The sequence below is a fragment of the Acinetobacter sp. YH12134 genome, from assembly GCF_013418555.1.
GTDB classification, from domain to species: Bacteria; Pseudomonadota; Gammaproteobacteria; order Pseudomonadales; family Moraxellaceae; genus Acinetobacter; species Acinetobacter indicus.
In genome coordinates this window covers 1-25,050 of sequence record NZ_VPBT01000023.1, presented here as the reverse complement: position 1 = coordinate 25,050, position 25,050 = coordinate 1, and the positions used below count along the sequence as shown (strand labels likewise).

25 protein-coding genes and 1 pseudogene are annotated in these 25,050 nt (G+C 48.6%); 21 read left to right on the top strand and 5 right to left on the bottom strand.

Annotated elements, in window-relative coordinates; all coding sequences use genetic code 11:
• The first annotated feature begins 8 nt into the window (after nucleotides 1-8).
• The 3 genes from fghA to FTU69_RS12265 all read left to right on the top strand — a co-directional run bounded on the left by fghA (nucleotide 9) and on the right by FTU69_RS12265 (nucleotide 3,118).
• Entirely contained in the window at nucleotides 9-845 is an 837-nt protein-coding gene (gene fghA / locus FTU69_RS12275; RefSeq protein ID WP_180103959.1) for an S-formylglutathione hydrolase, read from the top strand.
• Between the two features lie 120 nt (nucleotides 846-965).
• Nucleotides 966-2,069 (top strand): YjgN family protein, encoded by a 1,104-nt coding sequence (locus FTU69_RS12270; RefSeq protein ID WP_180103958.1) that lies wholly within the window; start codon nucleotides 966-968, stop codon nucleotides 2,067-2,069.
• Between the two features lie 11 nt (nucleotides 2,070-2,080).
• Entirely contained in the window at nucleotides 2,081-3,118 is a 1,038-nt protein-coding gene (locus tag FTU69_RS12265; RefSeq protein WP_180054899.1) for a M48 family metallopeptidase, read from the top strand.
• Between the two features lie 16 nt (nucleotides 3,119-3,134).
• On the opposite strand, the gene FTU69_RS12260 is transcribed toward FTU69_RS12265, so the two are convergent.
• Nucleotides 3,135-3,419, bottom strand: coding sequence for a DUF2218 domain-containing protein (locus FTU69_RS12260; protein ID WP_180103957.1), 285 nt, complete (start codon nucleotides 3,417-3,419; stop codon nucleotides 3,135-3,137).
• A 178-nt stretch (nucleotides 3,420-3,597) separates the two neighbouring features.
• Between FTU69_RS12260 and rpe the strand changes: the two genes are divergently transcribed.
• The 8 genes and pseudogenes from rpe (at nucleotide 3,598) to FTU69_RS12220 (ending at nucleotide 11,181) form a co-directional block, all read left to right on the top strand.
• Complete coding sequence (gene rpe, locus FTU69_RS12255; protein WP_005179885.1) at nucleotides 3,598-4,284, top strand: ribulose-phosphate 3-epimerase; 687 nt, start codon at nucleotides 3,598-3,600, stop codon at nucleotides 4,282-4,284.
• Nucleotides 4,285-4,691: 407 nt separating this feature from the next.
• Nucleotides 4,692-5,159, top strand: a complete 468-nt coding sequence (locus tag FTU69_RS12250) for a hypothetical protein (protein ID WP_180103956.1) — start codon at nucleotides 4,692-4,694, stop codon at nucleotides 5,157-5,159.
• 41 nt (nucleotides 5,160-5,200) lie between these two features.
• Nucleotides 5,201-7,015 (top strand): copper resistance system multicopper oxidase, encoded by a 1,815-nt coding sequence (locus FTU69_RS12245; protein ID WP_180103955.1) that lies wholly within the window; start codon nucleotides 5,201-5,203, stop codon nucleotides 7,013-7,015.
• A 184-nt stretch (nucleotides 7,016-7,199) separates the two neighbouring features.
• Entirely contained in the window at nucleotides 7,200-7,904 is a 705-nt protein-coding gene (locus FTU69_RS12240) for a copper resistance protein B (protein ID WP_306669962.1), read from the top strand.
• Between the two features lie 303 nt (nucleotides 7,905-8,207).
• Nucleotides 8,208-8,525: a quaternary ammonium compound efflux SMR transporter SugE gene (gene sugE, locus FTU69_RS12235; protein WP_005179881.1), complete on the top strand. Its 318-nt coding sequence runs from the start codon at nucleotides 8,208-8,210 to the stop codon at nucleotides 8,523-8,525.
• 33 nt (nucleotides 8,526-8,558) lie between these two features.
• The gene (locus FTU69_RS12230) at nucleotides 8,559-9,044 is read left to right on the top strand and encodes a methylated-DNA--[protein]-cysteine S-methyltransferase (protein WP_180103953.1); all 486 of its coding nucleotides are present in this window, start codon (nucleotides 8,559-8,561) and stop codon (nucleotides 9,042-9,044) included.
• Between the two features lie 233 nt (nucleotides 9,045-9,277).
• Nucleotides 9,278-9,933 (top strand): annotated as a pseudogene (locus FTU69_RS12225) (nuclease-related domain-containing protein).
• 153 nt (nucleotides 9,934-10,086) lie between these two features.
• Complete coding sequence (locus tag FTU69_RS12220) at nucleotides 10,087-11,181, top strand: catalase family protein (protein ID WP_005179873.1); 1,095 nt, start codon at nucleotides 10,087-10,089, stop codon at nucleotides 11,179-11,181.
• Nucleotides 11,182-11,259: 78 nt separating this feature from the next.
• Here FTU69_RS12220 and FTU69_RS12215 read toward each other — a convergent pair whose 3' ends face one another.
• Nucleotides 11,260-12,027: a hydroxymethylpyrimidine/phosphomethylpyrimidine kinase gene (locus FTU69_RS12215; protein WP_180103965.1), complete on the bottom strand. Its 768-nt coding sequence runs from the start codon at nucleotides 12,025-12,027 to the stop codon at nucleotides 11,260-11,262.
• Nucleotides 12,028-12,119: 92 nt separating this feature from the next.
• Here FTU69_RS12215 and FTU69_RS12210 point away from each other — a divergent pair, with 92 nt between their 5' ends.
• Nucleotides 12,120-12,800, top strand: coding sequence for an HAD-IA family hydrolase (locus FTU69_RS12210; RefSeq protein WP_005179868.1), 681 nt, complete (start codon nucleotides 12,120-12,122; stop codon nucleotides 12,798-12,800).
• A gap of 99 nt (nucleotides 12,801-12,899) precedes the next feature.
• On the opposite strand, the gene FTU69_RS12205 is transcribed toward FTU69_RS12210, so the two are convergent.
• A complete protein-coding gene (locus FTU69_RS12205; RefSeq protein ID WP_005179867.1) occupies nucleotides 12,900-13,367 on the bottom strand; it encodes an Lrp/AsnC ligand binding domain-containing protein in 468 nt (155 codons plus the stop codon).
• 139 nt (nucleotides 13,368-13,506) lie between these two features.
• On the opposite strand from FTU69_RS12205, the gene FTU69_RS12200 reads away from it, so the two are divergent.
• The 4 genes from FTU69_RS12200 (at nucleotide 13,507) to FTU69_RS12185 (ending at nucleotide 17,894) form a co-directional block, all read left to right on the top strand.
• On the top strand, nucleotides 13,507-14,760 hold the full coding sequence (locus FTU69_RS12200; RefSeq protein ID WP_075167990.1) for a D-amino acid dehydrogenase: 1,254 nt from the start codon (nucleotides 13,507-13,509) through the stop codon (nucleotides 14,758-14,760).
• Nucleotides 14,761-14,782: 22 nt separating this feature from the next.
• Nucleotides 14,783-15,895: an alanine racemase gene (gene alr, locus FTU69_RS12195; protein ID WP_180103952.1), complete on the top strand. Its 1,113-nt coding sequence runs from the start codon at nucleotides 14,783-14,785 to the stop codon at nucleotides 15,893-15,895.
• 24 nt (nucleotides 15,896-15,919) lie between these two features.
• A complete protein-coding gene (locus tag FTU69_RS12190; RefSeq protein ID WP_005179861.1) occupies nucleotides 15,920-16,282 on the top strand; it encodes a RidA family protein in 363 nt (120 codons plus the stop codon).
• Between the two features lie 148 nt (nucleotides 16,283-16,430).
• Nucleotides 16,431-17,894 carry an amino acid permease gene (locus FTU69_RS12185; RefSeq protein WP_016659472.1) on the top strand — a complete coding sequence of 488 codons (1,464 nt, stop codon included), beginning with the start codon at nucleotides 16,431-16,433 and terminating at the stop codon, nucleotides 17,892-17,894.
• A 55-nt stretch (nucleotides 17,895-17,949) separates the two neighbouring features.
• On the opposite strand, the gene FTU69_RS12180 is transcribed toward FTU69_RS12185, so the two are convergent.
• Both FTU69_RS12180 and FTU69_RS12175 read right to left on the bottom strand, forming a co-directional pair.
• Nucleotides 17,950-18,402, bottom strand: coding sequence for a CopD family protein (locus FTU69_RS12180; RefSeq protein ID WP_005179856.1), 453 nt, complete (start codon nucleotides 18,400-18,402; stop codon nucleotides 17,950-17,952).
• Nucleotides 18,403-18,421: 19 nt separating this feature from the next.
• Nucleotides 18,422-19,651 (bottom strand): beta-ketoacyl synthase N-terminal-like domain-containing protein, encoded by a 1,230-nt coding sequence (locus FTU69_RS12175; protein WP_005179853.1) that lies wholly within the window; start codon nucleotides 19,649-19,651, stop codon nucleotides 18,422-18,424.
• Between the two features lie 276 nt (nucleotides 19,652-19,927).
• Between FTU69_RS12175 and FTU69_RS12170 the strand changes: the two genes are divergently transcribed.
• The 5 genes from FTU69_RS12170 to FTU69_RS12150 form a co-directional block, all read left to right on the top strand.
• Nucleotides 19,928-21,376 (top strand): EcsC family protein, encoded by a 1,449-nt coding sequence (locus FTU69_RS12170; RefSeq protein ID WP_180103951.1) that lies wholly within the window; start codon nucleotides 19,928-19,930, stop codon nucleotides 21,374-21,376.
• 163 nt (nucleotides 21,377-21,539) lie between these two features.
• Entirely contained in the window at nucleotides 21,540-21,914 is a 375-nt protein-coding gene (gene rpsL / locus FTU69_RS12165) for a 30S ribosomal protein S12 (RefSeq protein ID WP_002050319.1), read from the top strand.
• A gap of 179 nt (nucleotides 21,915-22,093) precedes the next feature.
• Nucleotides 22,094-22,564, top strand: a complete 471-nt coding sequence (gene rpsG, locus FTU69_RS12160; RefSeq protein WP_005179845.1) for a 30S ribosomal protein S7 — start codon at nucleotides 22,094-22,096, stop codon at nucleotides 22,562-22,564.
• A 132-nt stretch (nucleotides 22,565-22,696) separates the two neighbouring features.
• On the top strand, nucleotides 22,697-24,832 hold the full coding sequence (gene fusA / locus FTU69_RS12155) for an elongation factor G (protein WP_005179843.1): 2,136 nt from the start codon (nucleotides 22,697-22,699) through the stop codon (nucleotides 24,830-24,832).
• 94 nt (nucleotides 24,833-24,926) lie between these two features.
• Nucleotides 24,927-25,050: GTP-binding protein (locus FTU69_RS12150; RefSeq protein ID WP_228151030.1), on the top strand; the 124-nt coding region annotated here is incomplete at its 3' end.

The window sequence follows — 25,050 nt, the reverse complement described above, 5'->3', positions numbered from 1 at the left end:
ATAAGACGATGGAATTAATACAGAACAATCGATGCTTTGATGGCGAACAGCGAATTTACCGTTTTAATTCCAGCAGCTTAAACGGGGAAAGCCGTTTTGGTATTTTTCTGCCGGCACAAGCCTTGGCCGGTCAGGACTGTCCGGCGCTCTTTTACCTGGCGGGTTTAACCTGTACGGAAGAAACTTTTGCAATTAAAGCGCATGCCCAGCGTCTGGCGGCACAGTTGGGCTTTATTCTGATTAGCCCGGACACTTCACCTCGCGGTGAGCAGGTGGCGCAGGGCGATCACTGGGATATCGGGCAGGGTGCAGGTTTTTATATTAATGCAACCCAGGCACCCTGGGCAGCGCATTACCAGATGGAACAGTTTGTTGCAGAAGAGCTGTATGCGCTGGTGTGTGAACAGTTTGCGGTGCAAACCGACAGCATTGGTATTTTCGGCCACAGTATGGGCGGCCATGGTGCGTTAACGCTAGCCTTTAAATATCCGGAAAAATTTAAATCAGTTTCTGCCTTTGCGCCGATTTGTGCACCAAGCCAGTGCCCGTGGGGCGAGAAAGCTTTTAGTACTTATTTAGGCGATGATCGTCAAGGCTGGCAAGCGCATGATGCCACCGCACTGGTCCAGCAAAAAGGCAAGCAATTTGCCGATATTCTAATTGATCAGGGCTTGCAGGATCAGTTCTATAGCCAGCTGAATCCCGCGCTGTTCCAGGCCGCCTGTGCGCAGGCCGGACAGCCGCTGAGCTTACGTGAACATGCTGGCTATGATCATGGTTATTACTTTATTCAAAGTTTTATCGATGATCATCTGCAATTTCATGCAGTTCAATTACAATCCTAATATAATCCATCGCGCAGAACACCGCTTTCGACCTGATACAGGGTGAAAGCGGCCTGTGAATTTTTGCTTTTTTAATTTTTAACCGTGTCTTTATTTTAAAAAATAATTATAAGGCCTGATATGCAAAACCAAGATATACATCCGACTTTTACCGCAGAGGAACAGACCCAGTTGCCGCCGGCACTTGTGCTTGATTCACATGAACCGCAGCTGCTTGGACAGCGCCACCCTTTTCATTTTTATGGCACTGCCATGGAATATTTCGGCATCTGGATTGTCAATATTCTATTGATTATTGTCACGCTGGGACTGTATGCGCCATGGGCCAAAGTACGCCGCTTGCGCTATTTTTATGGCAATACCGAATTTATCCAGCGCCGTTTTGACTTTACCGGTGTGCCGAGCAAGATTTTAATTGGTCGACTGATTGCGATTGGCCTGTATCTGGCCATTTCACTGTTATCCAACTATTCGGTACGCGCTACCTTGATTGGGGTGCTGATTCTGTATCTGGCGGTACCCTGGCTGATTCGGGCTACCATCCGCTTTAATGCACGTAACAGTAAATTTGGTAACAGCCGCTTTTTCTTTTCTGGCACCAGCAAAAAAGCCTATATCGAATTTTTAAAAGGGATTCTGGTGTATATCTTGACCCTGGGCATATTTTTCCCGGTGCTGATCTGGCTGTATAAGCGTTATTGCCTCGATCATCTTTATGCGGGACAGCTACAGTTTAAATTACAGGCCGACTGGCCGGCCTATATGCGCGCCATGTATGTGCCGCTGTTTCTGTTTATCGGCTTGCTGGGAGCGGCAGCGCTGGTACTGGCCTTGCTGGCCGATTTTTCCAGTCTGAGTGCGGTGCAGTATGTCTGGATTTTTATGGGCATCTATCTGCTGGCGGCTTTATTCATCTGGCCATTAATGCTGGCGCGGATTTTTATGACCAGCTGGAACAATACCACCCTCAGTCGCAGCCAGTTTCAGACTAGTTGCAACCAGTGGCGCTATGCCTGGATTGTGCTCAGCAACTGGATTGTGAAAATTTTAACCCTTGGCCTTATGACGCCGTGGGCGGCAATCCGTTTATATCGCTATCAGGTGGAGTCTTTAAGCCTGCATTTAAATAATGATCCGGACCTGCTGATGAACCAGTTACAGGGTGATCCAAGCGCGATTGCGGAAGAAATCAGCGATATCTTTGATATTGATGTGTCTTTATAAGGAAAGCACTGATGCAACAGATGACGGTTGAAGCCGTGTTTTATGATGGTCAGAGTGCCAAGCCTTATACTGCTCAGGTATTGGCAGCCGATGCAGACAGTATCTGGGTCCAGTATGGTGAAAACTTTGCCTTGCAGCGCCGTTATCGTTATCAGGACATGCTGCTGATAGGCGCATTGGGCCGTATCCAGCCGGTAATTGAACTCCAGGATGATGCACGTCTGGAGTTTCAGCAGCCTTTACCGGACTGGTTTCAGCTGCAGCAAAAGAATATTTATCAGTCGATCTGGAAGCTGGAGCGTACCCCCAGCCTGATTCTGTTTAGCACCATTTTTATTGTGGCGCTGGCCTTTGCCACGGTGAAGTGGGGCATTCCGTGGGCCTCGCATGTGGTGGCCAATCAGTTACCGGAAACCACCCTGAACAGTGTCGGCAATGAAGCAGAACACTATGTGCTGGAGATGACGGGTCCAAGCCGTTTAAGTGCGGCGCGCCAGCAGGCAATTTTACAGCAGTATCAGGCATTGGTGGCAGAAGACCGGCCGGCGAAACTGCTGTTTCGAGAAGGGAATCGGTTGGGTGCCAATGCGGTGGCGATTCCCAACAATACTATTATTCTGACCGATGAACTGGTTGAGCTGGCACAGGATGACCGGGAAATTCTGGGGGTGCTGGCACATGAGCAGGGTCATCTGGTCGAGCGGCATAGTCTGCAACAGGCGCTGGCCAGTTTAGGTTTTGGGGTCATCCTGATTGCGATTACCGGTGATGGCTCCGATTTAATGACCAGCCTGCCTCTGGCTTTGGTAGGTGCCAGTTATTCGCGTAATTTTGAAGCCGAGGCCGATCATTATGCCTTAACCACCATGCAGCACAAGCAGGTGCCAACCATCCATTATGCCAACCTGTTACAACGGCTGGCGGATGAAAGCGGCGAAAGCGAGCAGGGCACATCAGTCTGGGATTTCCTGCAAAGCCATCCGGCCACACAGGAACGTATTGAGGCGGTGAAGGCCTTTGAAGCCAAGCAATCTGCCGAAGTAAAATGAGCAGATCTAAGCAGGTTTAATCGACCTGCTGCCAGTCAGCACTTAACTGTTCCTGTCCCATGCGTTGCAGATGATCCAGCACCACCTGTTCCAGCCGGTTCAGGTCGGTGTGTTCATCTAAAGCAATAATTTCGGTATAGAGCGCATCAGGCTGAGGCTGTAACACAATGGTCGCGCTCGGCATCAAAATACGCAGTTCCTGTGCTGTTTCCTGTACTTCAAATTTGTGTTTCCAGTGGTTACCCAGGCGTTTGGCCAGACGGGCCGCTTGTGGGGTGGCAATATGACTATAACGTTTCATGAAAAATCCTGTTCAGTAAGCCTTAAGTCTAAGAGAAAAGAGCGCCCAGACAAAGCCGCGTGTTGCAACACAGCGTTGTAGATTTGCAATCTTGCCGCAGGTGGCCATCTGCCGCCCCAGAGCGGGAGACAATTTGTTATAATGGCGCAGTCACTCAAATACTTAGCCAGGGTCTCCCATGTCCAAGCCATATTTAATTGCGCCTTCTATTCTTTCTGCAGACTTTGCCCGTTTAGGCGAAGAAGTAGAAAAAGTGCTTAAAGCCGGTGCTGATGTTGTCCACTTTGATGTCATGGACAATCACTATGTACCCAATCTCACCTTTGGTGCAGGCGTATGTAAGGCCCTGAAAAACTATGGAATTCAAGCGCCAATTGATGTGCATTTAATGGTCTCTCCGGTGGACCGCATGATTGGCGACTTCTTGGAAGCCGGTGCCGATATTATTACCTTTCATCCGGAAGCTTCAGATCATATTGACCGTTCGCTGCAACTGATCAAGTCGGGCGGTGCCAAAGCGGGTCTGGTTTTTAACCCGGCAACACCACTGCATTATCTGGATTATGTACTGGATAAAGTCGACCAGATTTTATTGATGAGTGTGAACCCGGGCTTTGGTGGCCAGAAATTTATTCCCATGACCCTGGAAAAATTACGTCAGGCGCGTCAGATCATTGATGCTTCAGGCCGTGATATTCGCCTTGAGGTTGATGGTGGTGTTGGCCCGGCCAATATCCGTGAAATTGCCGAAGCCGGTGCCGATATGTTTGTGGCCGGTTCAGCGATTTTTGGCAAACCGGATTATAAAGCTGTGATTGATGAGATGCGTGCCGAACTGGCCAAAGTCGGTGCCGTGAATACCTAATAAAACTGGATAAGTTATCGGCACCCTGTGGATAACTTTGTGATTAACTCTATGGATATCTATGTTGATAACAGTATGGATAACCGGATTAATTTATAAACAGTTGTACATCAATCGTTTATCAATTAGACATAAAATGTATAAAAAGGACTCAAATGAGTCCTTTTTATTTGAGCAAAAGCCCTAAAATTCCTGCTTTTTTATTCAGCTCTGCTTAAGAGTTATACTGCACAATAAATAACTTTATTATTTTATTGATATGCAAAACAATCTTCCCGGCAGCAGCAATTTAAAATTTAAAGTATTGTGTATAACTGTGAATTTCTCTATGCTGGTTTGCACAGGCGTTTAGCTGTTTTAAGCAGCTTCAACGCTGGGGTTTGGTCTTATGGGGTGAGGAAATCCTGTTGTATACACAGCGCAGACAACCGGTGTGGTTCAGCTATCTGATGGCATTTGTCATGGGATGGAGCAGTCTTGTGCTGGCGGTTGTACAACCAGCGCATGCGGCCATGCAACTGTCTAACTCTGCCGCGATCACCAGTGCGAAATCATCCGTTTCATCACCTACACCTTGTCATGCTGAAAAGGCAGATTCTCCTGTAGAACAACATCACCCAAGCCATCATAGCACCAGTCCATCTGCACAGTTACCCGACTGCGAGCAGGTACATCATCCAGAGCAGCATTTAAACTGTCAGGATTGTCCACCCCTACATTGCCAGCCGGGTCTGAGCTATCTCAAGATTGCGCTCCCTGTGCTGGAACAGGCAAGCCCGACCTTTGAGTCTGAGTCGCACTTTCATCTCTATCATGCCCAGCATTTACCCGGCTACTGGCAGGAAATCCTGCGTCCACCGAAAACCTTATCCTGACTTTAAAAACTTTTCTTTTTTTATTGTTTTAAGGATAAATCATGTCAATTCAATTGCGTCAGGCCATCGTGCTTGGCTTATGTCTGTGCGCATCGTCCTGGGCGATGGCCGCAGTCCGGGAATATCATTTGTATATTGATGAGCAGCCGGTCAAGCTGACCGGAAAAACTGTCAAAAAAATAAGTGTGAATGGCCAATTCACAGCGCCCTTGCTTGAATTTGAGGAAGGTGATGAAGCGGTGATTCATGTGCATAACCAGCTTCAAAATCGTGATTCTTCCATTCACTGGCATGGTCTGTTATTGCCGGGTTTAATGGATGGCGTACCGGGCTTTAACGGCTTTCAGGGCATTGCGCCGAAGGGGCATTTTACTTATCGCTTTCAGCTACGGCAGCAGGGCACCTATTGGTATCACGCGCACTCCAAAGGTCAGGAACAGGATGGGCTATATGGTCCGCTAGTCATTTATCCCAAAGGCAAACAGCCTGTGGCTGCGCATGAACAGGCCGAGCGGGATTATGTGGTGATGCTGTCCGATTTTCACGCATCTTCCAGCGACACGATTTTAAATAATCTGAAAAAATCGGCCGAGTATTATCAGAACCAGCGTGAAACCCTGGCCGATGTGGTGCAGCAGGTGAAACAGCAGGGCCTGAAACAGACCTGGCAGCAACGTTCTATGTGGAACCAGATGCGTATGCTCAGAACCGATTTGTCGGATGTCACCGGTTATCAGTTTTTAATCAATGGCAAAACGCCGGAACAGGCCTGGACCGGACTGTTTCGACCAAATGAAAAAGTACGTTTACGTTTTATTAATGCCTCGGCCATGTCGTTTTTTGATGTGCGCATTCCGCAGCTCAAAATGACCGTCATCAGCGCCGATGGCCAGCCGGTACAGCCGGTGCCTGTGGATGAGTTCCGGATTGGGACGGCAGAAACCTATGATGTACTGGTGGAACCAAAAGCCGGCCATTACCAGATTGAAGCAGAATCAATTGACCGTTCAGGTTTTGCCATTGGCAGTTTGCTGCAACAGGGCATGCAACCACCGCCACTGCACATGCCAACTGCACGACCACGTGCTGTATTGACGATGGAAGATATGGGACATGCTGCTCATGGTGCAGAAAGTACTGCGCCACATGCGGCGCATAGTGCGTCATCCACCTCTTCGACCCTACAGCATCAACCGATGGATCATACCGCCATTAAAGAAACTGAATCTTTAACGGTAGCCGAAGATCATCCTGCAGTGCATTCATCGCATGCAACGCAGGCGCAGTCAAAATCTTCGGCCAGTTCGGTCCCTCAAGGTTGGGCCAATGCCTCAACACCCGCCGGACATAAAGCACTTCGCTATGCGGACTTAAAAGCCTTAAAGCCGCAGCCGGATACGCGCGCGCCGGTGCAAGAGCTGGTGATTCGTTTGGGCGGCACGATGGAACGTTATATCTGGACCATCAATGGCAAGAAATTTAGCGAGGCTGAACCGTTGCAGGTGGCCTATGGCGAACGGATTCGGCTGAAATTTATCAATGACAGCATGATGGCGCATCCGATGCATTTGCATGGCATGTTTATGCAGCTGGAAAATGGCCAGGCCGCTGCCGACCTGCCGAATAAACATACCCTGATTGTACCGCCTGGAAAAACCGTGAGTGCGTTACTGACTGCCGATGAGCTGGGGGAATGGGCAATCCATTGTCATCTGCTGTATCACATGAGTTCGGGTATGATGAATAAACTGGTGGTGGCACAGGTAACGCCAGAGCAGACACCTTCATTACCCGCCGCTTCATCTGCGCTGCCTGCTGCTGTTCAGTCGTCGGGAGATGCACATGCACATCACTAATTTTGCCCGTTTCAATTTGCTGGGAGCCATGCTGTTTGCGACACCGATGTTATCGGCGCAGACACCACATGTAGCTTCTCACGCTGCAGAACATGAAGTTGTACCGCAGACGTCAGTAAAATCTGTCGATATGCATGCACAACACGAGCAGATGATGCAGGCTGAACATCAGCAACATCAGCTCATGAGCATGCCTCATCCGGTGGAGAAGGCTGCAACGGCAACAACGCATGATCACCGGCAGGAGCATGGCGGGCAGTGGTATCAGTCCAGTATGCTGGAATCAAAATGGATGCAGCATGCGGGTGGACGCGGAGTATGGCAGTCCGAGCTGGAAAGCCGGATCGGAACTGATGAGAACAAGCTGTTTTTCAAACTGCATACCGAGCAGGCCGAGTCGCAACAAGCTGAATATGAGGCACAGGTTTTATATAGCCGGATGATTTCTGATTTTTGGGATATCCAGGCTGGTGTAGCCTATCAGCAGGAGGATCAGACTTCGGCACAGCAATGGCGTGGTGTGGTTGGCCTGCATGGGCTAGCGCCGTATTTCTTTGAAACCGAGGCCTATCTGTCCCTTGCCGAAGATCAGCAGGTGCAGCTGAGTCTGGATACTGAGCGGGATTTTTTGCTGACCCAGAAACTGATTCTGGCGCCTTATTTGCAGGCCAAGCTGGTACTTTCAGATGAATCGGAACAGGCGCAGAAAACTGGTTTAAACCAGCTGCAGACCGGGCTTCAGATGCGTTATGAAATCAGCAAAAAAGTCATGCCGTTTGTAGATGTGGCCTATGGCTATCATAAAGGGCTGGCCCAGACAGCTCAGCAGGATGCGACGGAGTCGGAACAGGGCTGGCAATATGGTGCCGGATTACGGTTGAAGTTTTAAAGCATTTATCCATACACTGGATGGGCTTTGGTTCATCCTTTTGCTTGCTGGAGAAACGACCTATGCTCCAGTAAGCAATTTATTCACTCAAGTGAATAAGTTTGAATCGCCTTATCTGGGTTGTGATTTTCAGTCCCTCTTGAGCTGAAGGTCATTCCCCTTCAACGGCGTTCTACTGGCAGGCGGCGGATTTTTGCTATACTGATACCGTAATTTTGGAGGAACGACCTCCCTTAAAGGTGCTGTCTTTAAGAAAAATCGTCAGGACGGCCTGACTCTATCTGAATAATGGAGGAGGGCGTGATGGCCTGGATCGTATTAATTTTTGCCGGTATTTTTGAAATTGTCTGGGCTTATTTTATGAAGCTTTCAGACGGTTTTACCAAACTTACCCCGAGCATTCTGACCATTTTCTTTATGGTGCTCAGTTTTGGCCTGCTGGCCTATGCCATGCGCAGTCTGCCGCTGGGCACGGCCTATACCATCTGGACCGGGATTGGCGCGGTCGGTTCTTTTCTGGTGGGTATTTTTGTACTGGGCGAGCCGGCATCGGCCATGCGTATGCTGGCGGCAGTGTTAATTATTTCCGGTCTTGTGCTGATGAAACTTTCATCGGCATAATCAAGCTAGACTAAAACTGAACAGGAGAAGGAGATGAAACTTGTATTTATGTATATGCCTTCTCCGGTCGGGCGTTTAAAACTGGTGGCTACAGACAGCGCGCTGGTCGCCGTGATCTGGGACAATGAAAATCCCAAACGGGTCCGGCAGGCCGAGCTGGTAGAGCAGTTGGATCATCCGATTTTACTCGACGCACAACAACAGCTGAATGAATATTTTCAGGGCCAGCGCCAGACTTTTGAACTGCCTTTAGATTTTGAAGGCACAGAGTTTCAGAAAAAAGTCTGGCAGGCGTTGCTGAATATTCCTTTTGGCGAAACCCGCAGTTACCGGCAAATTGCCGAGCAGGTTGGCAGTCCGAAAGCGGTACGGGCTGTCGGTGCGGCCAATGGGCAAAATCCAATTTCAATTATTGCACCCTGTCATCGGGTGATTGGCAGCAGCGGTAAACTGGTTGGTTTTGCTGGCGGATTAGACAATAAAGAGATTCTATTAAAGTTAGAACAACAGCAAAAATAGCCACGGATGCTTTGTGGTGTTGCATTGCCCACAGTAGGCCAATAAACAGCTTGAATCAGTAAGCATCCGTTGATTAAAAAATAGATCACTATCCAGATTGAGCATCTTCAGGTAGATAGAATCTTTCTGTATCCACCTGATAATGAAGATTAAACCAGCATTATCATTCCTGAATGGAACGCCGTTTTATGTTAGATTTGGGTCAAGATCATCACCATTAAAATAAAACCGCAATGCATGATGTAAATATTTTGAGTATGTTGATTTCACAGTTGTGGTGGCTGTTGCTGATTCTGCTGGGCTTGAGCCTGCTGCGGGTGTTTCTGCCGGACTTAAAAGGTAAAATCGGGGAGTGGGCTGTTCAGCGGCAGGCCAAGCAACATCTGGATGAGCGTTATATTTTACTCAATGATTTGACCTTGCCCGATCAGGATGGCGGCACCACACAAATTGATCATGTGCTCTTAAGTCCTTTTGGCGTCTTTGTGATAGAAAGCAAAAACTATAAGGGCTGGATTTTTGGCAGTGCGCGGCAAAAAATGTGGACCCAGAAAATTTATAAAAAAGTGATCAATTTCAGAATCCCTTGCATCAGAATTACAAACATACTCAGGTATTGAGTCATCTGCTGGCTGATCTGCTGGGGCCGGAGCATTTACATTCAATAGTGGTATTTATGCCGGGCTGCGAATTTAAAACAGAGATGCCAAAGTAGGTATTTCAAGGGGCAGGCTGGGTGAATTATGTGCAGGAGTTCCAGACCGAAGTCATCTCCGCCATGCGCTTAAAACGTCTGCAATTACGACTGGAAAAAGAAGTACTGGACCCGTCCTGGCAAACCCGGCGCGCGCATGTGGCGCAGCTTAAATCCAGACATCATCAAGACTGAACCCAAGTATCGTGTTGAGCTGAGTCGTCTACGCTTACCAAACTCTCCTGAACTGTTGAATAAGCACTATATTTTTCTGGCTCTCAGCTTGCTAGATTGGTGGATATTAGCCAATTTTTGCCAGATGTTCAGGTCGGAACAGGAGCGTTCACGATGTCAGAGCCGTATCTACTGTATACCCCGCAGGTTGAACAGGAACAGCCGAATGAAAGCCGCTTGATTGAAGATATTATCGAGCATATGGCCCAAGCCCGACAACAGGTGTTTGACAAGCATCGCCATGCAGTCCGCGATGCGCATGCCAAATCACATGCATTTCTGAAAGGTATTTTGACCGTGCCGGTGTTGCCGCCGCATTTGGCGCAGGGAATTTTTGCCGAGCCAGGACATTATGATGTGATGGTGCGTTTATCGGCTGCGCCGGGAGATTTACGCAGTGACCAGGTGCCAGTACCGCATGGCTTTGCCTTAAAAATCCTGAATGTGCCGGGCGCACGCTTACTGGCCGATGATCCGAGTGATGGTAAAAACCAGGATATTCTGATGGTGAATATTCCGGTGCTGGCCTTTGGTACGCTGCGTAAATACCAGCAGATGCTGCCCCTGGTGACACGCGCGGAACAGGCGCCCGATCCGATGTTAAAAGGCATGCGCAGTATGGCGCGCAGTTTAAATGCACTGGTAGATAAAGCCGGTTTAGAAGTGCCGGTGACTTTAAAAGGCTGGGCGCGCAGTCAGAACCATATTCTGGGCGAGACCTATCACACCATGGCCGCGCTGCGTTATGGCGACTATATGGCAAAACTCAGTGTGGCGCCGGAATCGACTTCGGTACGCCAGCTGACCAATATCCCGATGCAGATTAGTCATGACTCCAGCATCCGGGATCTGGTCCGCGATTTCTTTAAGCACCATAGCGCCGATTATGTATTGCGTGCGCAATTGTGTACCAGCCTGGAGCGTATGCCCATTGAAGATGCCTCGGTGTTATGGCCGGAAGAAGAATCTGCGCATCAGACCATTGGTACCTTACATTTTCCCAAACAGGACAGCTATAGTCCGGAGCGGCGGGTTTATGCCGATGATGTGTTGTCGTTTAACCCGTGGCATGGCGTGCAGGCGCATCAACCTTTGGGTTCAATTATGCGGGTACGTAAACAGGCTTATGAACGTTCCGCCTCGTTCCGGCACCGTATGAACACCCAGCCGCGAGCCGAACCGCAGCAGCTGGATGATATGCCGGATTAAAGGGCTTCAGATTCAGGTCGAAAAAATACCTGCCATGGGGCAGGTATTTTTTATAGCAGGTATTTTTTATATTAAGGATTAAAAGCGTTTTGGAATCTTCTGACCATTCGTTACCGGACTTTCTGCCTGTTTTAGTACCCCAAACAGCCAGGTTTCAGCATAATTCACAGCGGCTTGCAGTTCATCACCTAGTGCTAAACGGCCGGCAATAAAGCTGGCCAGCGAGCAGCCCGAACCGTGGTATTCGCCTTCTAAACGCGGGCAACGGGTTTCTGAAATCAGTTCACCATCTATATATAAAGCATTGCGGATGTGATCTGGGGTATCTTCATGGCCGCCTTTAACCAAAACCGCCTTGGCACCCATCGCAAACAGTTTCTGGGTGGCCAGTTCCAGATCATCTTCACCGGTCAGGGCACGCAGTTCTACCGTATTCGGGGTCAGTAAGGTTGCCAGTGGAATCAGCTCGACAAAGGCCTTGACCAAAGTCGCCTGATCACCCAGAGAGCCACCGCTGTTGGCGACCAGAACCGGGTCCAGCACATAGTAATAGTCCGGATGTTCTCTCAAGAAATCTGCCAGCGCTGCAATATTGTCGGTGGTGCCGAGCATTCCCGATTTAACACAGCGAATTGGCAGATCGTTCACCACGGCATTGGCCTGGGCCAGTAGCAATGCTTTGGAAGTGGCTTCAAAGCCAAACACCTGCTGCGAGTTTTGCACCGTGAGGGCGGTACAGGCAATGGCCGCATGTGCGCCACTTTGACCAATCGCTTCAATATCAGCCTGTAAGCCCGCGCCCCCAGAGGGATCTAAACCAGAAAAGCAAAGTACCGTTGGACGCACATCCATATCCTTCAATCATGAATTTACGTTAGTATAGGCAACTTTGAATCAAGTCTCGAGTGTATTTCACGGTCGAAGGGGGAGAAAAATTCATGATTAAACATCTGCTGATTGATTTGGATGGCACCCTGACCGATCCAAAAGTGGGTATTACCACCTCGGCGCGTTATGGACTGGCAAAAATTGGTCATCCACTACCAGAATCTGAAAATATTGACTGGATTATTGGTCCGCCACTGAAAGCTTCACTGGCAAAAATTTTACAGGTTGAACCGAATGATGTGCTGGCGGAACAGGCACTGATGGGTTATCGCGAGCGTTTTGCCGTGACCGGTTTATATGAAAATAAGGTTTATCCGACTGTGGCAGAAACCTTGCAAACCTTGAAACTCCAGGGCTATCAGCTGTTTTTAGCCACGGCCAAGCCGACCATTTATGCACGGCAGATTCTGGAGCATTTTGAGCTGGAACAGTATTTTACCGGCATTTATGGCAGCGAGCTGAATGGTGATCGGACCCATAAAGATGAATTAATTGCCTATATTCTGGAGCAGGAACAGCTGCAGGCCAGCCAATGTCTTATGGTCGGCGACCGGGAATATGATGTGCTGGGGGCGCGACATAACGGGATTGAAGCGGTCGCGGTCGAATATGGTTATGGCACGCTGCAAGAGCTGGATCATGCTGCACCGAAAGCCCGTATTCAGCAGTTTTCCCAGTTGCCGAATGTGGTGGCTGACTTAAATAGTGCATTGGCATTCTGTCAGGCTTAACATAAAAAATCCATTCGGCTGATGCTGTATTCATCAGTCGGTGGATGAATTTCCCATGTGTCTGATCACATAGACGGGTTCGGGTAATTCACGAAAACATCAGCCTTCAATATTTAAATACAGGCTTTCTTTGACTTCTTCCATTACCACATAACTGTGCGAAGAGGCTGAGGCTGGCAGTTTTTTCAGTAAATCGCCAAGTAAACGCCGGTAGGCGCTCATTTCTTTGAGCCGTGCTTTAACCAGATAATCAAACTCGCCGGAAATCAGATGACACTCGAGCACTTCCGGAATATCCACCAGATCTCGCGCCACCTGATCAAACACATCGCCCGATTTGGCCGACAGTTTAATCTCCAGAAATACCAGCAGTTTCTTGTCCACCAGTTCAGGATTCAGGCGGGCATAATAGCCCATAATAATGCCATCGCGTTCCAGCCGTTTAACCCGTTCCGAGCAGGGCGTGGTGGATAAATTGACCTTGGCCGCCAGCTCACTAATCGCAATCCGGCCATTGTTTTGCAGGATGTCCAAAATCATGCGATCAATCCGGTCTAATTTACGCATCTAAAAATTCCTTTATTCCAAAAAATATCCTGAAAAAATGGGCGGATTATCTGAAAATACCCACTAAAAATAGCAAAATTCACTATTGATCCGAAAATATACTAGTTAAATAAACTGGAATGTATTTGAGGTCAAGTCTATGCGTGTAATTGTGTTGGGAAGCGGTGTCATTGGGGTGACCAGCGCATATTATCTGGCGCAGCAGGGTGCAAGTGTGACGGTGCTGGATCGTCAAACCGGGCCGGCGGAAGAAACCAGCTTCGGGAATGCCGGACAGGTTTCACCGGGCTATTCAACGCCGTGGGCAGCGCCGGGGATTCCATTTAAAGCCGTGAAGTGGATGTTCCAGCATCATGCACCTTTGGCCGTGAATTTGGATGGCAGTATGTGGCAGTTACAGTGGATGGCGCAAATGCTGAAAAACTGTAATGCGCAGCACTATGCTATTAATAAAGAGCGGATGGTGCGGGTAGCCGAATATAGCCGCGATTGCCTGAGACAGTTACGCCAAGACACCGGAATCAGCTATGAAAACCGCTCTAAAGGCACGCTGCAGCTGTTCCGTAAAGATGCCCAGCTCGATGCCGTACAGCGTGACATTGAAGTATTAAAAGAAAGCGGTGTGGAATATGAGCTGTTAGACCGTGATGGTCTGGCACGGGTTGAACCGGCTTTGGCTGCGGCCAAGGACAAACTGGTTGGTGGTTTGCACTTGCCTAATGATGAAACCGGCGACTGCTATCTGTTTACCAATGCGCTGGCCAAACTGGCACAGGAGATGGGTGTTGATTTCCAGTTTAACCAGAATGTAGAAAAACTGCTGGTTGAAGGCGACGAGATTAAAGGCGTGCTGGTCAATGGCAAAGTGCTGACCGCAGACCGTTATGTATTAGCCTTTGGCAGTTATTCACGTGAATTCCTGAAACCGCTGCATCTGGACCTGCCGGTCTATCCGGTGAAAGGTTACTCGCTGACTGTGCCAATTGTCGATCCAGCCATGGCGCCACAATCAACAGTTCTGGATGAAACTTACAAGATTGCCATTACCCGTTTTGACCAGCGGATTCGTGTCGGTGGTATGGCTGAATTAAGCGGCTTTAACCTCGGTCTGAATCAGGATCGTCGTGCCACTTTAGAAATGGTCACCAAAGATTTATTCCCGGGTGGTGATTTACCGCAGGCCAGCTTCTGGACCGGTTTACGTCCAATGACGCCAGACAGCACCCCGATTATTGGCGGCACCCGCTATAAAAACCTGTTCCTGAATACCGGCCACGGGACTTTAGGCTGGACCATGGCCTGTGGCTCGGGCAAGTTAATCAGTGATCTGGTGATGCAGCAGCAACCGGAAATTAGCACTGAAGGCTTATCGTTACAGCGTTACGCTGCTTAAGGTATTGATTCAAGGAAGAACGATGTCCAGACCAATTCAGGCGGTGGTGCATCTCGATGCACTGCGCCATAACCTGCAGATTGCCCGGCAGTATGCTGGGGATAGTCAAGTTTATGCCGTGGTCAAGGCCAATGCCTATGGTCATGGCATCGAGCGGGTCTATCCGGCTTTTCAGTCCGCCGATGGCTTTGCCTTGCTGGATCTGGCCGAGGCACTGAGATTACGCCAGCTGGGCTGGCAGGGCGATATTCTGTTGCTGGAAGGTATTTTCTGTCTGGAAGATTTATTTGTCTGTCAGCAACATTGCTTGAGCTTTAGCATTCACAGCGCCCATCAAATTGACTGGTTACAGCAGTTCCAGCGCCAGCATCCGGAAGCACGTTTTCATGTCTATCTGAAAATGAACAGTGGCATGAACCGTCTGGGTTTTGCACCCGCCACTTACCGGGACGCCTTCGCCCAGTTACAGGCATTGGAAATTATCGCCTCTATTACCCACATGATGCATTTCTCCGATGCCGACGGCGAACGTTTTGGCGCGCCGGGCATTGACTATCAGCAGCAGTGTTTTGAACAGACCATTGCCGGCCTGCCTGGCAAGCGTTCGCTCTGTAATAGCGCGGCGCTGCTACGTCATGCGCCGGCCCTGCACAGCGATGTGATGCGTAGCGGCATCATGCTGTACGGCAGTTCGCCCGATTTTCCACAGCATACGATTCAGGACTGGAACCTGAAACCGAGCATGAGCCTGCGCAGTGAAATTATTGCTGTCCAGCAGCTGAAGGCTGGAGAAAGTATTGGCTATGGCTCCAGCTTTGTTGCTGAACAAGCCATGCGGATTGGCGTAGTGGCCTGTGGCTATGCCGATGGCTATCAGCGAATTTCTCCAAGCGGTACACCGGTACTGGTCAATTCGCAGCGCAGCCAGACGCTGGGTCGGGTCAGTATGGATATGCTGGCGGTCGATCTCAGCCATCTTCCTGACGCCGATATTGGCGCTGAAGTGGTGCTGTGGGGCTATTCCAGCAGTGGTTCCATCTTGCCGGTCGATGAGGTCAGTCAGGCAGCCGGTACCGTTGGCTATGAGCTGATGTGCGCCATCACCGCCCGGGTGCCGTTTGTGGTGCAGGCATAAAATTTTATTCAACAGGATCACAACATGAGTTCTCAAGATATTCAACGTATTCACAGCACTGAAGTGATGAGTGCGGCAACGGTATTTAATCAGGTGGTCTATCTGTCGGGTCAGATTCCGAAAACCACTGCCGGGCAGGACATCACTGCGCAAACGCAAGAAGTGCTGCAGACCATTGATACGCTGCTGGCCGAAACCAATAGCGATAAAAGCCGGATTTTATCTGCGCAACTCTTTTTAAAGAATCTGTCCGATTTCCAGACCGTGAATGCGCTCTGGATTGAATGGTTGCAGGGCCATGCCACACCGGCACGCGCCACCATTCAGGCGGAACTGGTCAACCCGGACTGGCTGATTGAAATTGCAGTGACCGCTGCACAGAAATAAGCCGTCTGGTTTGGTTTTCTCTCCCAGCCACTGACGCTGCGTACAGCCCAAGATAGGATTTGTTGGGATGTACAGGACCATCATTGCAGGATGACGTATGCACAGCCTGCGCTGATGGCAGGGTCAGGGCACAATAAGGATATTGAACATGACTTCCTCTCGTCACGATGACGTTCATTCGTCGCCACATGAATTACAACGCAAACTCTCCAACCGGCATCTGCAGTTAATTGCCATTGGCGGCGCTATTGGCACCGGACTGTTTATGGGCTCCGGCAAAACCATTGCCTTGGCTGGCCCGTCCATCCTGTTTATTTATATGATTATTGGCCTGATGTTTTTCTTCCTGATGCGCGCATTGGGTGAAATCCTGCTGTCCAATCTGCACTATAAATCCTTTATTGATATGGCGCATGAGCTGATCGGGCCAGGTGCGGGCTACTATATTGGCTGGTCCTACTGGCTGGGCTGGATTCTGGTCGGAATTGCCGATCTGGCAGCCATCATCAATTATCTCGGTTTCTGGCTGCCACCAGATACCACGTTTACTCCCATGGGGCAGGCGCTGATCAGTGTTGGTTGTGTGCTGTTTGTACTGGGACTGAATTTACTGACGGTCAAGCTGTTTGGTGAAATCGAGTTCTGGTTTGCCCTGATCAAGATTCTGGCCATCTTAGGCCTGATTGGTATTGGTGGCTATATGGTCTTTAACCAGTTTGCCGCGCCAGATGGCACCACTGCCAGTTTTCAGCATGTCTGGTCACATGGTGGTATGTTTCCACAAGGCGGTAACGGTTTTCTGGCCGGTTTCCAGATTGCGCTGTTTGCCTTTGTCGGGGTGGAGCTGCTGGGCACCATGGCGGCTGAAACCAAAGATCCGGAAAAGAATTTACCCAAAGCAGTCAATGCAATTCCGACCCGGATTATCCTGTTTTATGTGCTGTCTTTATTTGTGGTGATGTCGGTGACGCCGTGGAACCAGATTCCGGCAGACCGTAGTCCGTTTGTGTCGTTGTTTTTACATGCCGGTATTCCCACCTCTGCGATTATTATGAATCTGGTGGTGTTATCTTCGGTGATGTCTTCCATGAACAGCGGTGTGTTTTCGACCAGCCGCATGCTGTTTGGCCTGGCGCGTGGCCGGCAGGCGCCACAGGCGTTGGCGACCTTGTCAAAACGGGCAGTACCGGCCAAAGGTCTGCTGTTCTCCTGTCTGTTTATTATGGCCGGTGCAGCCTTGCAGTATTTTGTGCCGAATACCGTTGAAGCCTTTACCTTGGCCAGCTCGCTGTGCGTGATTCTGTTTATTAGCATCTGGGGCATTATTATGGTGTGTTACCTGCGCTATCGTAAACTGCAGCCGCAGTTACACGCTGCTTCACGCTTTAAAATGCCGGGCGGGGTGCTGATGAGCTATGTGGTGTTGGCCTTCCTGCTGTTTGCACTGGTGATTCTCAGTCTGGAGCCGGATACGCTGAAAGCACTGCTGGTCAGTCCGTTGTGGCTGGTGATTTTAACCGTGACTTACTATGGTCTATATAAACCGCGGCTGCGTAAATACCAGCAATATGCCCAGACCGAGCAATATGCCAAGTCAGAAACCCTTCGCTAGCCCACAAAAAAGCCTCGTATCAAACGAGGCTTTTTTTATCTGTTCTTCGATGGAGCTAGAACACAGGTTTCACCACCACCAGAATCACAATTGCAAATAACAGCACTGTCGGCATTTCATTGAAAAAGCGCCAGAACTTGTGTGACTTGTAATGGGCATTGCCAATCAGTTTCAGACGGTAATAACCGCAAACCAGATGGTAAATCACCAATAATCCGACCAGTGCCACTTTCAGGTAAAACCACAAGGCATCGTGGTAGTTCCGGGTGGCATCACCCCAATCTACCAGAAAGTGGGCGGTAATTAGGGTGGCAATCATGGAAGGCCACATAATTCCGCGGTACAACTTGCGTTCCATGACTTCAAAACGCTGATGACTGACCGCATCTTCACTCATGGCATGGTAAACATATAACCGTGGCAGATAGAACAGTGCAGCGAACCAGCACACCACGGCAATAATATGTAATGCTTTTACCCATAAAAAAGCATCAGAAGGTGCATCCATCGAAAATCCTATTTAGGGATTATGCATCCCATTTCTTGAAAATCAGACAAGCGTTTACGCCGCCAAAACCAAAACTGTTACTCATCACAGTATTCAATTTTGCGTCACGTTTTTCAAGTACGATATCAAAGCCTTTCGCGCCTTCATCCAGCTCGGTCACGTTGATGTTTGGCGCAATAAAGTCGTTTTGCATCATCAGGACAGAGTAGATCGCTTCCTGTACACCGGCAGCACCCAGGCTGTGACCGGTCATAGATTTGGTCGAGCTCAGGGCTGGTACCTGGCCTTCACCAAAGGCACGTTCCATGGCTTTCAGTTCAGTCACGTCACCTGCAGGGGTAGATGTACCGTGTGTGTTCACATAGTCAATCGATTCAACACCATGCTGTTTGGCTTCATCCAGCGCCATCAGGATACAGCGTGTTGCACCTTCACCGCTTGGCGCAACCATGTCAGCACCATCCGAGTTGGCTGCATACGCGACCACTTCTGCCAGAATGTTGGCACCACGTGCTTGTGCATGTTCCAGCGATTCCAGTACCAGGAAGCCACCGCCGCCGGCAATCACGAAACCATCACGGTCTGCTGAATATGGACGAGAAGCAGTTTCTGGGGTGTCATTGTATTTGGCACACAGCGCACCCATCGCATCAAACAGCAGGCTTTGTGACCAGTGATCTTCTTCACCACCGCCAGCCAGCATAAGATCCTGTTTACCCAGTTGAATCAGGTTGTAGGCATAACCAATCGCATCGGCAGAAGTTGCACATGCGCTGGTAATCGAGTGCGCAACGCCTTGCAGTTTAAAGGCAACGCCCAGGTTGGCCGTAATGGTGTTTGACATGTTACGTGGTACAAAGAATGGGCCAATTTTACGCGCGCCTTTTTCTTCCAGTAATTCCACCATTTCAACCACAGATGCAGTCGAGTTGCCGCCTGAACCACCGGCAATACCGTAACGCGGGTTACCAGCTAAATCTTCAACTTTCAGGCCGGCATGTTCAATGGCTGCTGCCGCTGCGTTATAGGCATACATTGCACACACGCCCATGAAGCGTTTTAAACGACGGTCGATATTGTCAAAATTCTGTTCTGCAGCTGCACTGACATGGCTCTTAAAATTCAGTTCAGCATAAGTCTGGTTAAAACGTGTGCCTGAAATACCATTTTGCAAAGAGTGGGTTACATCTTCTAATGTATTACCAATGCACGAATTAATGCCCATGCCAGTGATTACAACACGTTTCATCTACAGTTCCCTTATGGTGATATTATCGGGTCCAACCCTGGAGACTGTCGGCGCAAATGCCGGTGTCCAGTGCATTTCCCAAGTTTTTCAATTGGATTCATAATAACAGAAAGAATTTTGAATTCTTATGGCAAATCCTATGCCTCTTTGGGAATGACCAGATTTGGGGAGCAGACTACGTGAACATAACCAAAAGAAACACAATAAGGTTGAGATAAACGCAGACTATACCTAGTATTTAGCAATAAATCTTAAGAAAGAAAATGAGGAGCAAGAATGACAGATTCTAATAATAAGCAATCAGGCGGATTCCTCTCGAGTGCGTTTGGAGTGGCTAAAAAGCTCAGTCATACCGGCATTGACCTGGTTCAGCATGTGGCGCCCGGTTCGACCAGTAAAGAAGAGGCGGGTAGCAGTCAGGGGCGGGTGGTGGAAGGCAGTGCCAGCCCGGTATTCGGCCGCCATTCATCGCGTTATGACAATCCGCAGCAGGTACTGAAGGCACATTTGCCGCAGGTCTCACGTCAATTGCTAGGTCGTCATTATAATAAGGTCAATAATCTTGCCCATTTTGTGGCGCCTCAGTTTTCCGATAAGGTGTCGGATTACTTCTTTCACCAGCTAAATACCTTTACCTCCAATATCAGTTCGGTCGATGCAGTTTTAGATGAAGCCGGAGTACGTGACTTAGAGGAACTGACCCAGGATGTGAACCGTTCCAAGCGCATCAGCCAGGCGCTGGCAGAGCAGAATAAATGGCTGGCCTCGATTCAGGGCGCGATCACCGGGGCTACCGGCGTGATTGGAACCGCGGTAGATGTGCCGGTTTCGATGATCATGTCGTTACGTACCATCTATCAGGTTGGGCGTTCGTATGGCTTTGAGCTGAATAAAGAAGAAGGCCAGGCCATTGTGCAATATATTTTCAAACAGGTTGATCTGGGCCTGATTGCCGAAAAGCAGGCGGTCTTGCTGGGTATTAAAAGCGTGCTGAACATGCTGCAAACCCATGATGTGCATCAGTTACAGCAGCTGGTCGGTTCCAGTAATGATATGGAAGCGCTACGTAAATATCTGGTCAATGAGCAGGGCGAAATGAAGTGGCAGTGGATGAACTCGATGCCGAAGTTCTCGTTGTTAAGCAAATTAACCCCGGTGGCGACAGCCTCGGTCAGTGCCGCCTATAGCTGGAAGCTGGTCGAACATGTGCACCAGAAAGCGCAGGAAGTGTTCTCGCATGCCCGTGAATATCTCATCCAGCATAAGGGCAGTCAGCTATCCCCGGTCGATGCCTATGAAAAAGCCGCAGCCTTACTGGCACAAGCTGCACCGAAATTACTGGAACAGCCAGCTACAGCTACACCGGCCGTCGAGGAGCTAAAGCTGGATCAGGATATTGAGCTGCAGCAAAACAGCACCATCTCTAAGGTGAAAATCCAGAAAAAATCGGCAGAGGAAAAACCGGAGCCGGAACAGATCGATCAGGATATCCAGCAGGGCCTAGAGCAGCTGGCCGATAAAATGGTTGAACCGAATGCTGCAGTCGAGCCACAAAAACCGGCAATTCCACCGGAATCGATTGAGCCGGAACCTGCAGATGATGACGAGTTTGACGACACGCCACCGGCAGTGGAGGAGCCACCAGAAACGGAGGCTGAACCGCAAAAAGCAGACGCTGAGAAACCGGTAGCGAAGAAGGTTACAAAAAAGCAAAAAGCGCAATAAGGTGCTAATACCTTAAAAAGCAGTAAAATCAGCCTTTAATGCGGGAATGGTCAATATTTGCCGGTCTGTCGAATATTGACCATTTTAGTATCTTGACTTACAATTGCATGCCCTCAAAAAGTAGTATGTTTTTGGGGCTTTTTATTAACGGGAGAATTGCCACATGGCAACAACAAATCAGTTGATCCGTAAGGGTCGTACGACTTTAGTTGAAAAATCTAAAGTTCCTGCGTTGAAGGCTTGTCCACAACGTCGTGGTGTTTGTACACGTGTTTACACAACTACACCTAAAAAACCTAACTCAGCAATGCGTAAAGTTTGCCGTGTTCGCTTAACTTCAGGTTTCGAAGTTTCTAGCTATATCGGTGGTGAAGGCCATAACCTGCAAGAGCACAGTGTTGTTCTGATCCGTGGTGGTCGTGTTAAAGACTTACCAGGTGTACGTTACCATACCGTTCGTGGTTCTTTAGACTGTGCTGGCGTGAAAGATCGTAACCAGTCACGTTCTAAATACGGTACTAAACGTCCTAAGAAATAATCTTTCGAGATTAAGCTCTTAGTTCGTTAGAACTGCAATCCTTTATCGTCTCGCTTGTCTGATTTCTGCATTTATTTTGTGAATATTCAAGCGACGTATAGTAAGGCCAGCGAATGCATACGACACTTTATGCTACTGCTGGATTAACCTGAAGTGTCATATTTATAGGTAGTTTTAAAATGCCAAGACGTCGCGTAGTCGCTGCTCGTGAAATCCTTCCGGATCCTAAGTTCAGCAGCCAAACAATCGCTAAATTCATGAACCACGTAATGCAAGATGGTAAAAAATCTATTGCTGAAAGTATCGTTTACGGTGCTTTAGACCGCGTTCAAGAAAAAAACAAAGTAGACCCAGTTGAATTTTTTGAAGCTACGCTTGAAAAAGTTCGTCCTATGGTTGAAGTAAAAGCACGCCGTGTTGGTGGTGCTACTTATCAAGTTCCTATGGAAGTACGCCCATCCCGTCGTACTGCTCTAGCGATGCGTTGGTTAGTAGATGCTGCTGCTAAGCGTTCTGAAAAAACTATGGCTTTACGTCTTGCTGGTGAGTTGCTTGATGCAGCTGAAGGTAAAGGCGCAGCGGTTAAAAAACGTGAAGATGTGCACCGTATGGCTGAAGCCAACAAAGCCTTCTCTCACTACCGTTTCTAAGCGGATAAAACAGGACCTAATCAGGAGGGTGATGAATTTAGTTGTCACTAGTTTGTCATCAAAGCGCTTTAAGTTGCTATGCAGCTTAAAGCGTCCTGTTTTAAACAACAAAATTTAGGAATGCTAGAAATCATGGCACGTCAAACCCCAATTTCTCGTTACCGTAACATTGGTATCTCTGCGCACATTGACGCAGGTAAAACAACCACTTCTGAACGTATTTTGTTCTACACAGGTGAGAGCCACAAACTAGGTGAAACTCACGAAGGTTCAGCAACAACTGACTGGATGGAACAAGAGCAGGAACGTGGTATTACCATTACTTCAGCAGCTGTAACATGCTTCTGGAAAGGTATGGCTAACCAGTTCGACCAACACCGTATTAACGTAATTGACACCCCGGGACACGTTGACTTCACAATCGAAGTTGAGCGTTCTATGCGTGTTCTTGACGGTGCGTGTATGGTTTACTGTGCTGTAGGTGGTGTACAGCCTCAGTCTGAAACTGTATGGCGTCAGGCGAACAAATATAAAGTGCCTCGTATTGCGTTCGTAAACAAAATGGACCGTACTGGTGCGAACTTCTTCCGCGTTGTTGAGCAAATGAAAACACGTCTTGGTGCGAACCCAGTGCCAATCGTTGTTCCAGTGGGCGCAGAAGACACATTCACAGGTGTTGTTGACTTAATCGAAATGAAGTCAATCATCTGGGACGAAGCTTCTCAAGGTATGAAGTTTGAATACGGCGACATTCCTGCTGATCTGCAAGATACAGCTGAAGAATGGCGTACAAACATGGTTGAAGCTGCTGCTGAAGCATCAGAAGAACTCATGGACAAATACCTGGAAGAAGGCGACCTTTCTAAAGAAGAAATCGTAGCTGGTCTTCGTCAACGTACTTTGGCTGGTGAAATCCAACCAATGATGTGTGGTTCGGCGTTCAAAAACAAAGGTGTTCAACGTATGTTGGACGCAGTGATTGAATTCCTTCCAGCGCCTACAGACGTAGAAGCGATCAAAGGTATCCTAGACGACAAAGATGAAACCGAAGGTTCTCGTGAAGCGTCTGACGATGCTCCGTTCTCTGCGCTTGCGTTCAAAATCATGAACGACAAATTCGTAGGTAACTTAACGTTCGTACGTGTTTACTCAGGTGTTCTGAAAGCAGGTAGCCCTGTTTACAACCCAGTGAAAATGAAACGTGAACGTATTGGCCGTATTGTACAGATGCACGCAAACGACCGTCACGACATCGAAGAAATTCGTGCGGGCGACATCGCGGCGTGTGTAGGTCTTAAAGACACGACTACGGGTGATACACTGTGTGACGAAAACAACGTAATCACACTTGAGCGTATGGAATTCCCAGAGCCAGTAATTCAATTGGCTGTTGAACCTAAGACCAAAGCTGACCAAGAAAAAATGTCAGTTGCGCTTGGCCGTTTAGCGAAAGAAGATCCATCGTTCCGCGTATTCACAGACGAAGAATCTGGTCAGACTATCATCGCTGGTATGGGTGAGCTTCACCTTGACATCATCGTTGACCGTATGAAGCGTGAATTCAACGTTGAAGCGAACATTGGTAAACCAATGGTTGCTTACCGTGAAACGATCAAGAAATCAATCGAACAAGAAGGTAAATTCGTTCGTCAAACTGGTGGTAAAGGTAAATTCGGTCACGTATACGTACGTTTAGAACCGCTTGATCCTGAAACTGGTAAAGACTACGAGTTCGCTGAAGAAGTTGTTGGTGGTGTAGTACCTAAAGAATTCTTCGGTGCGGTTGACAAAGGTATCCAAGAACGTATGAAGAATGGTGTCCTTGCTGGTTACCCAGTCGTTGGCATCAAAGCGACATTGTTCGACGGTTCTTACCACGATGTCGACTCTGACGAATTATCGTTCAAAATGGCGGGTTCTTACGCATTCCGTGACGGTTTCATGAAAGCAGATCCTGTTCTTCTTGAACCAATCATGAAAGTTGAAGTAGAAACTCCAGAAGACTACATGGGCGATATCATGGGTGACTTAAACCGTCGTCGTGGTATGGTTCAAGGTATGGACGATTTACCTGGCGGTACTAAAGCAATCCGTGCTGAAGTTCCACTGGCTGAGATGTTCGGTTACGCGACTCAAATGCGTTCTATGTCTCAAGGTCGTGCGACTTACTCTATGGAATTTGCTAAATACGCTGAAACTCCACGTAACGTGGCGGAAGGCATCATCGCTAAGTTCCAAGCTGGCGGTAAAAAAGGTGACGACGAGTAATCTTTCGATTACTATATTGCCTAACTAATTTTATAGTTAAAATCTAATGCTCATGCAGTGATCCTGCATGAGTAATCTACAAAGGAAGATGAACATGGCTAAGGCTAAGTTTGAACGTAATAAGCCACACGTTAACGTGGGCACAATCGGTCACGTTGACCATGGTAAAACAACTTTAACAGCTGCAATTGCAACTGTATGTGCGAAGAAATTCGGTG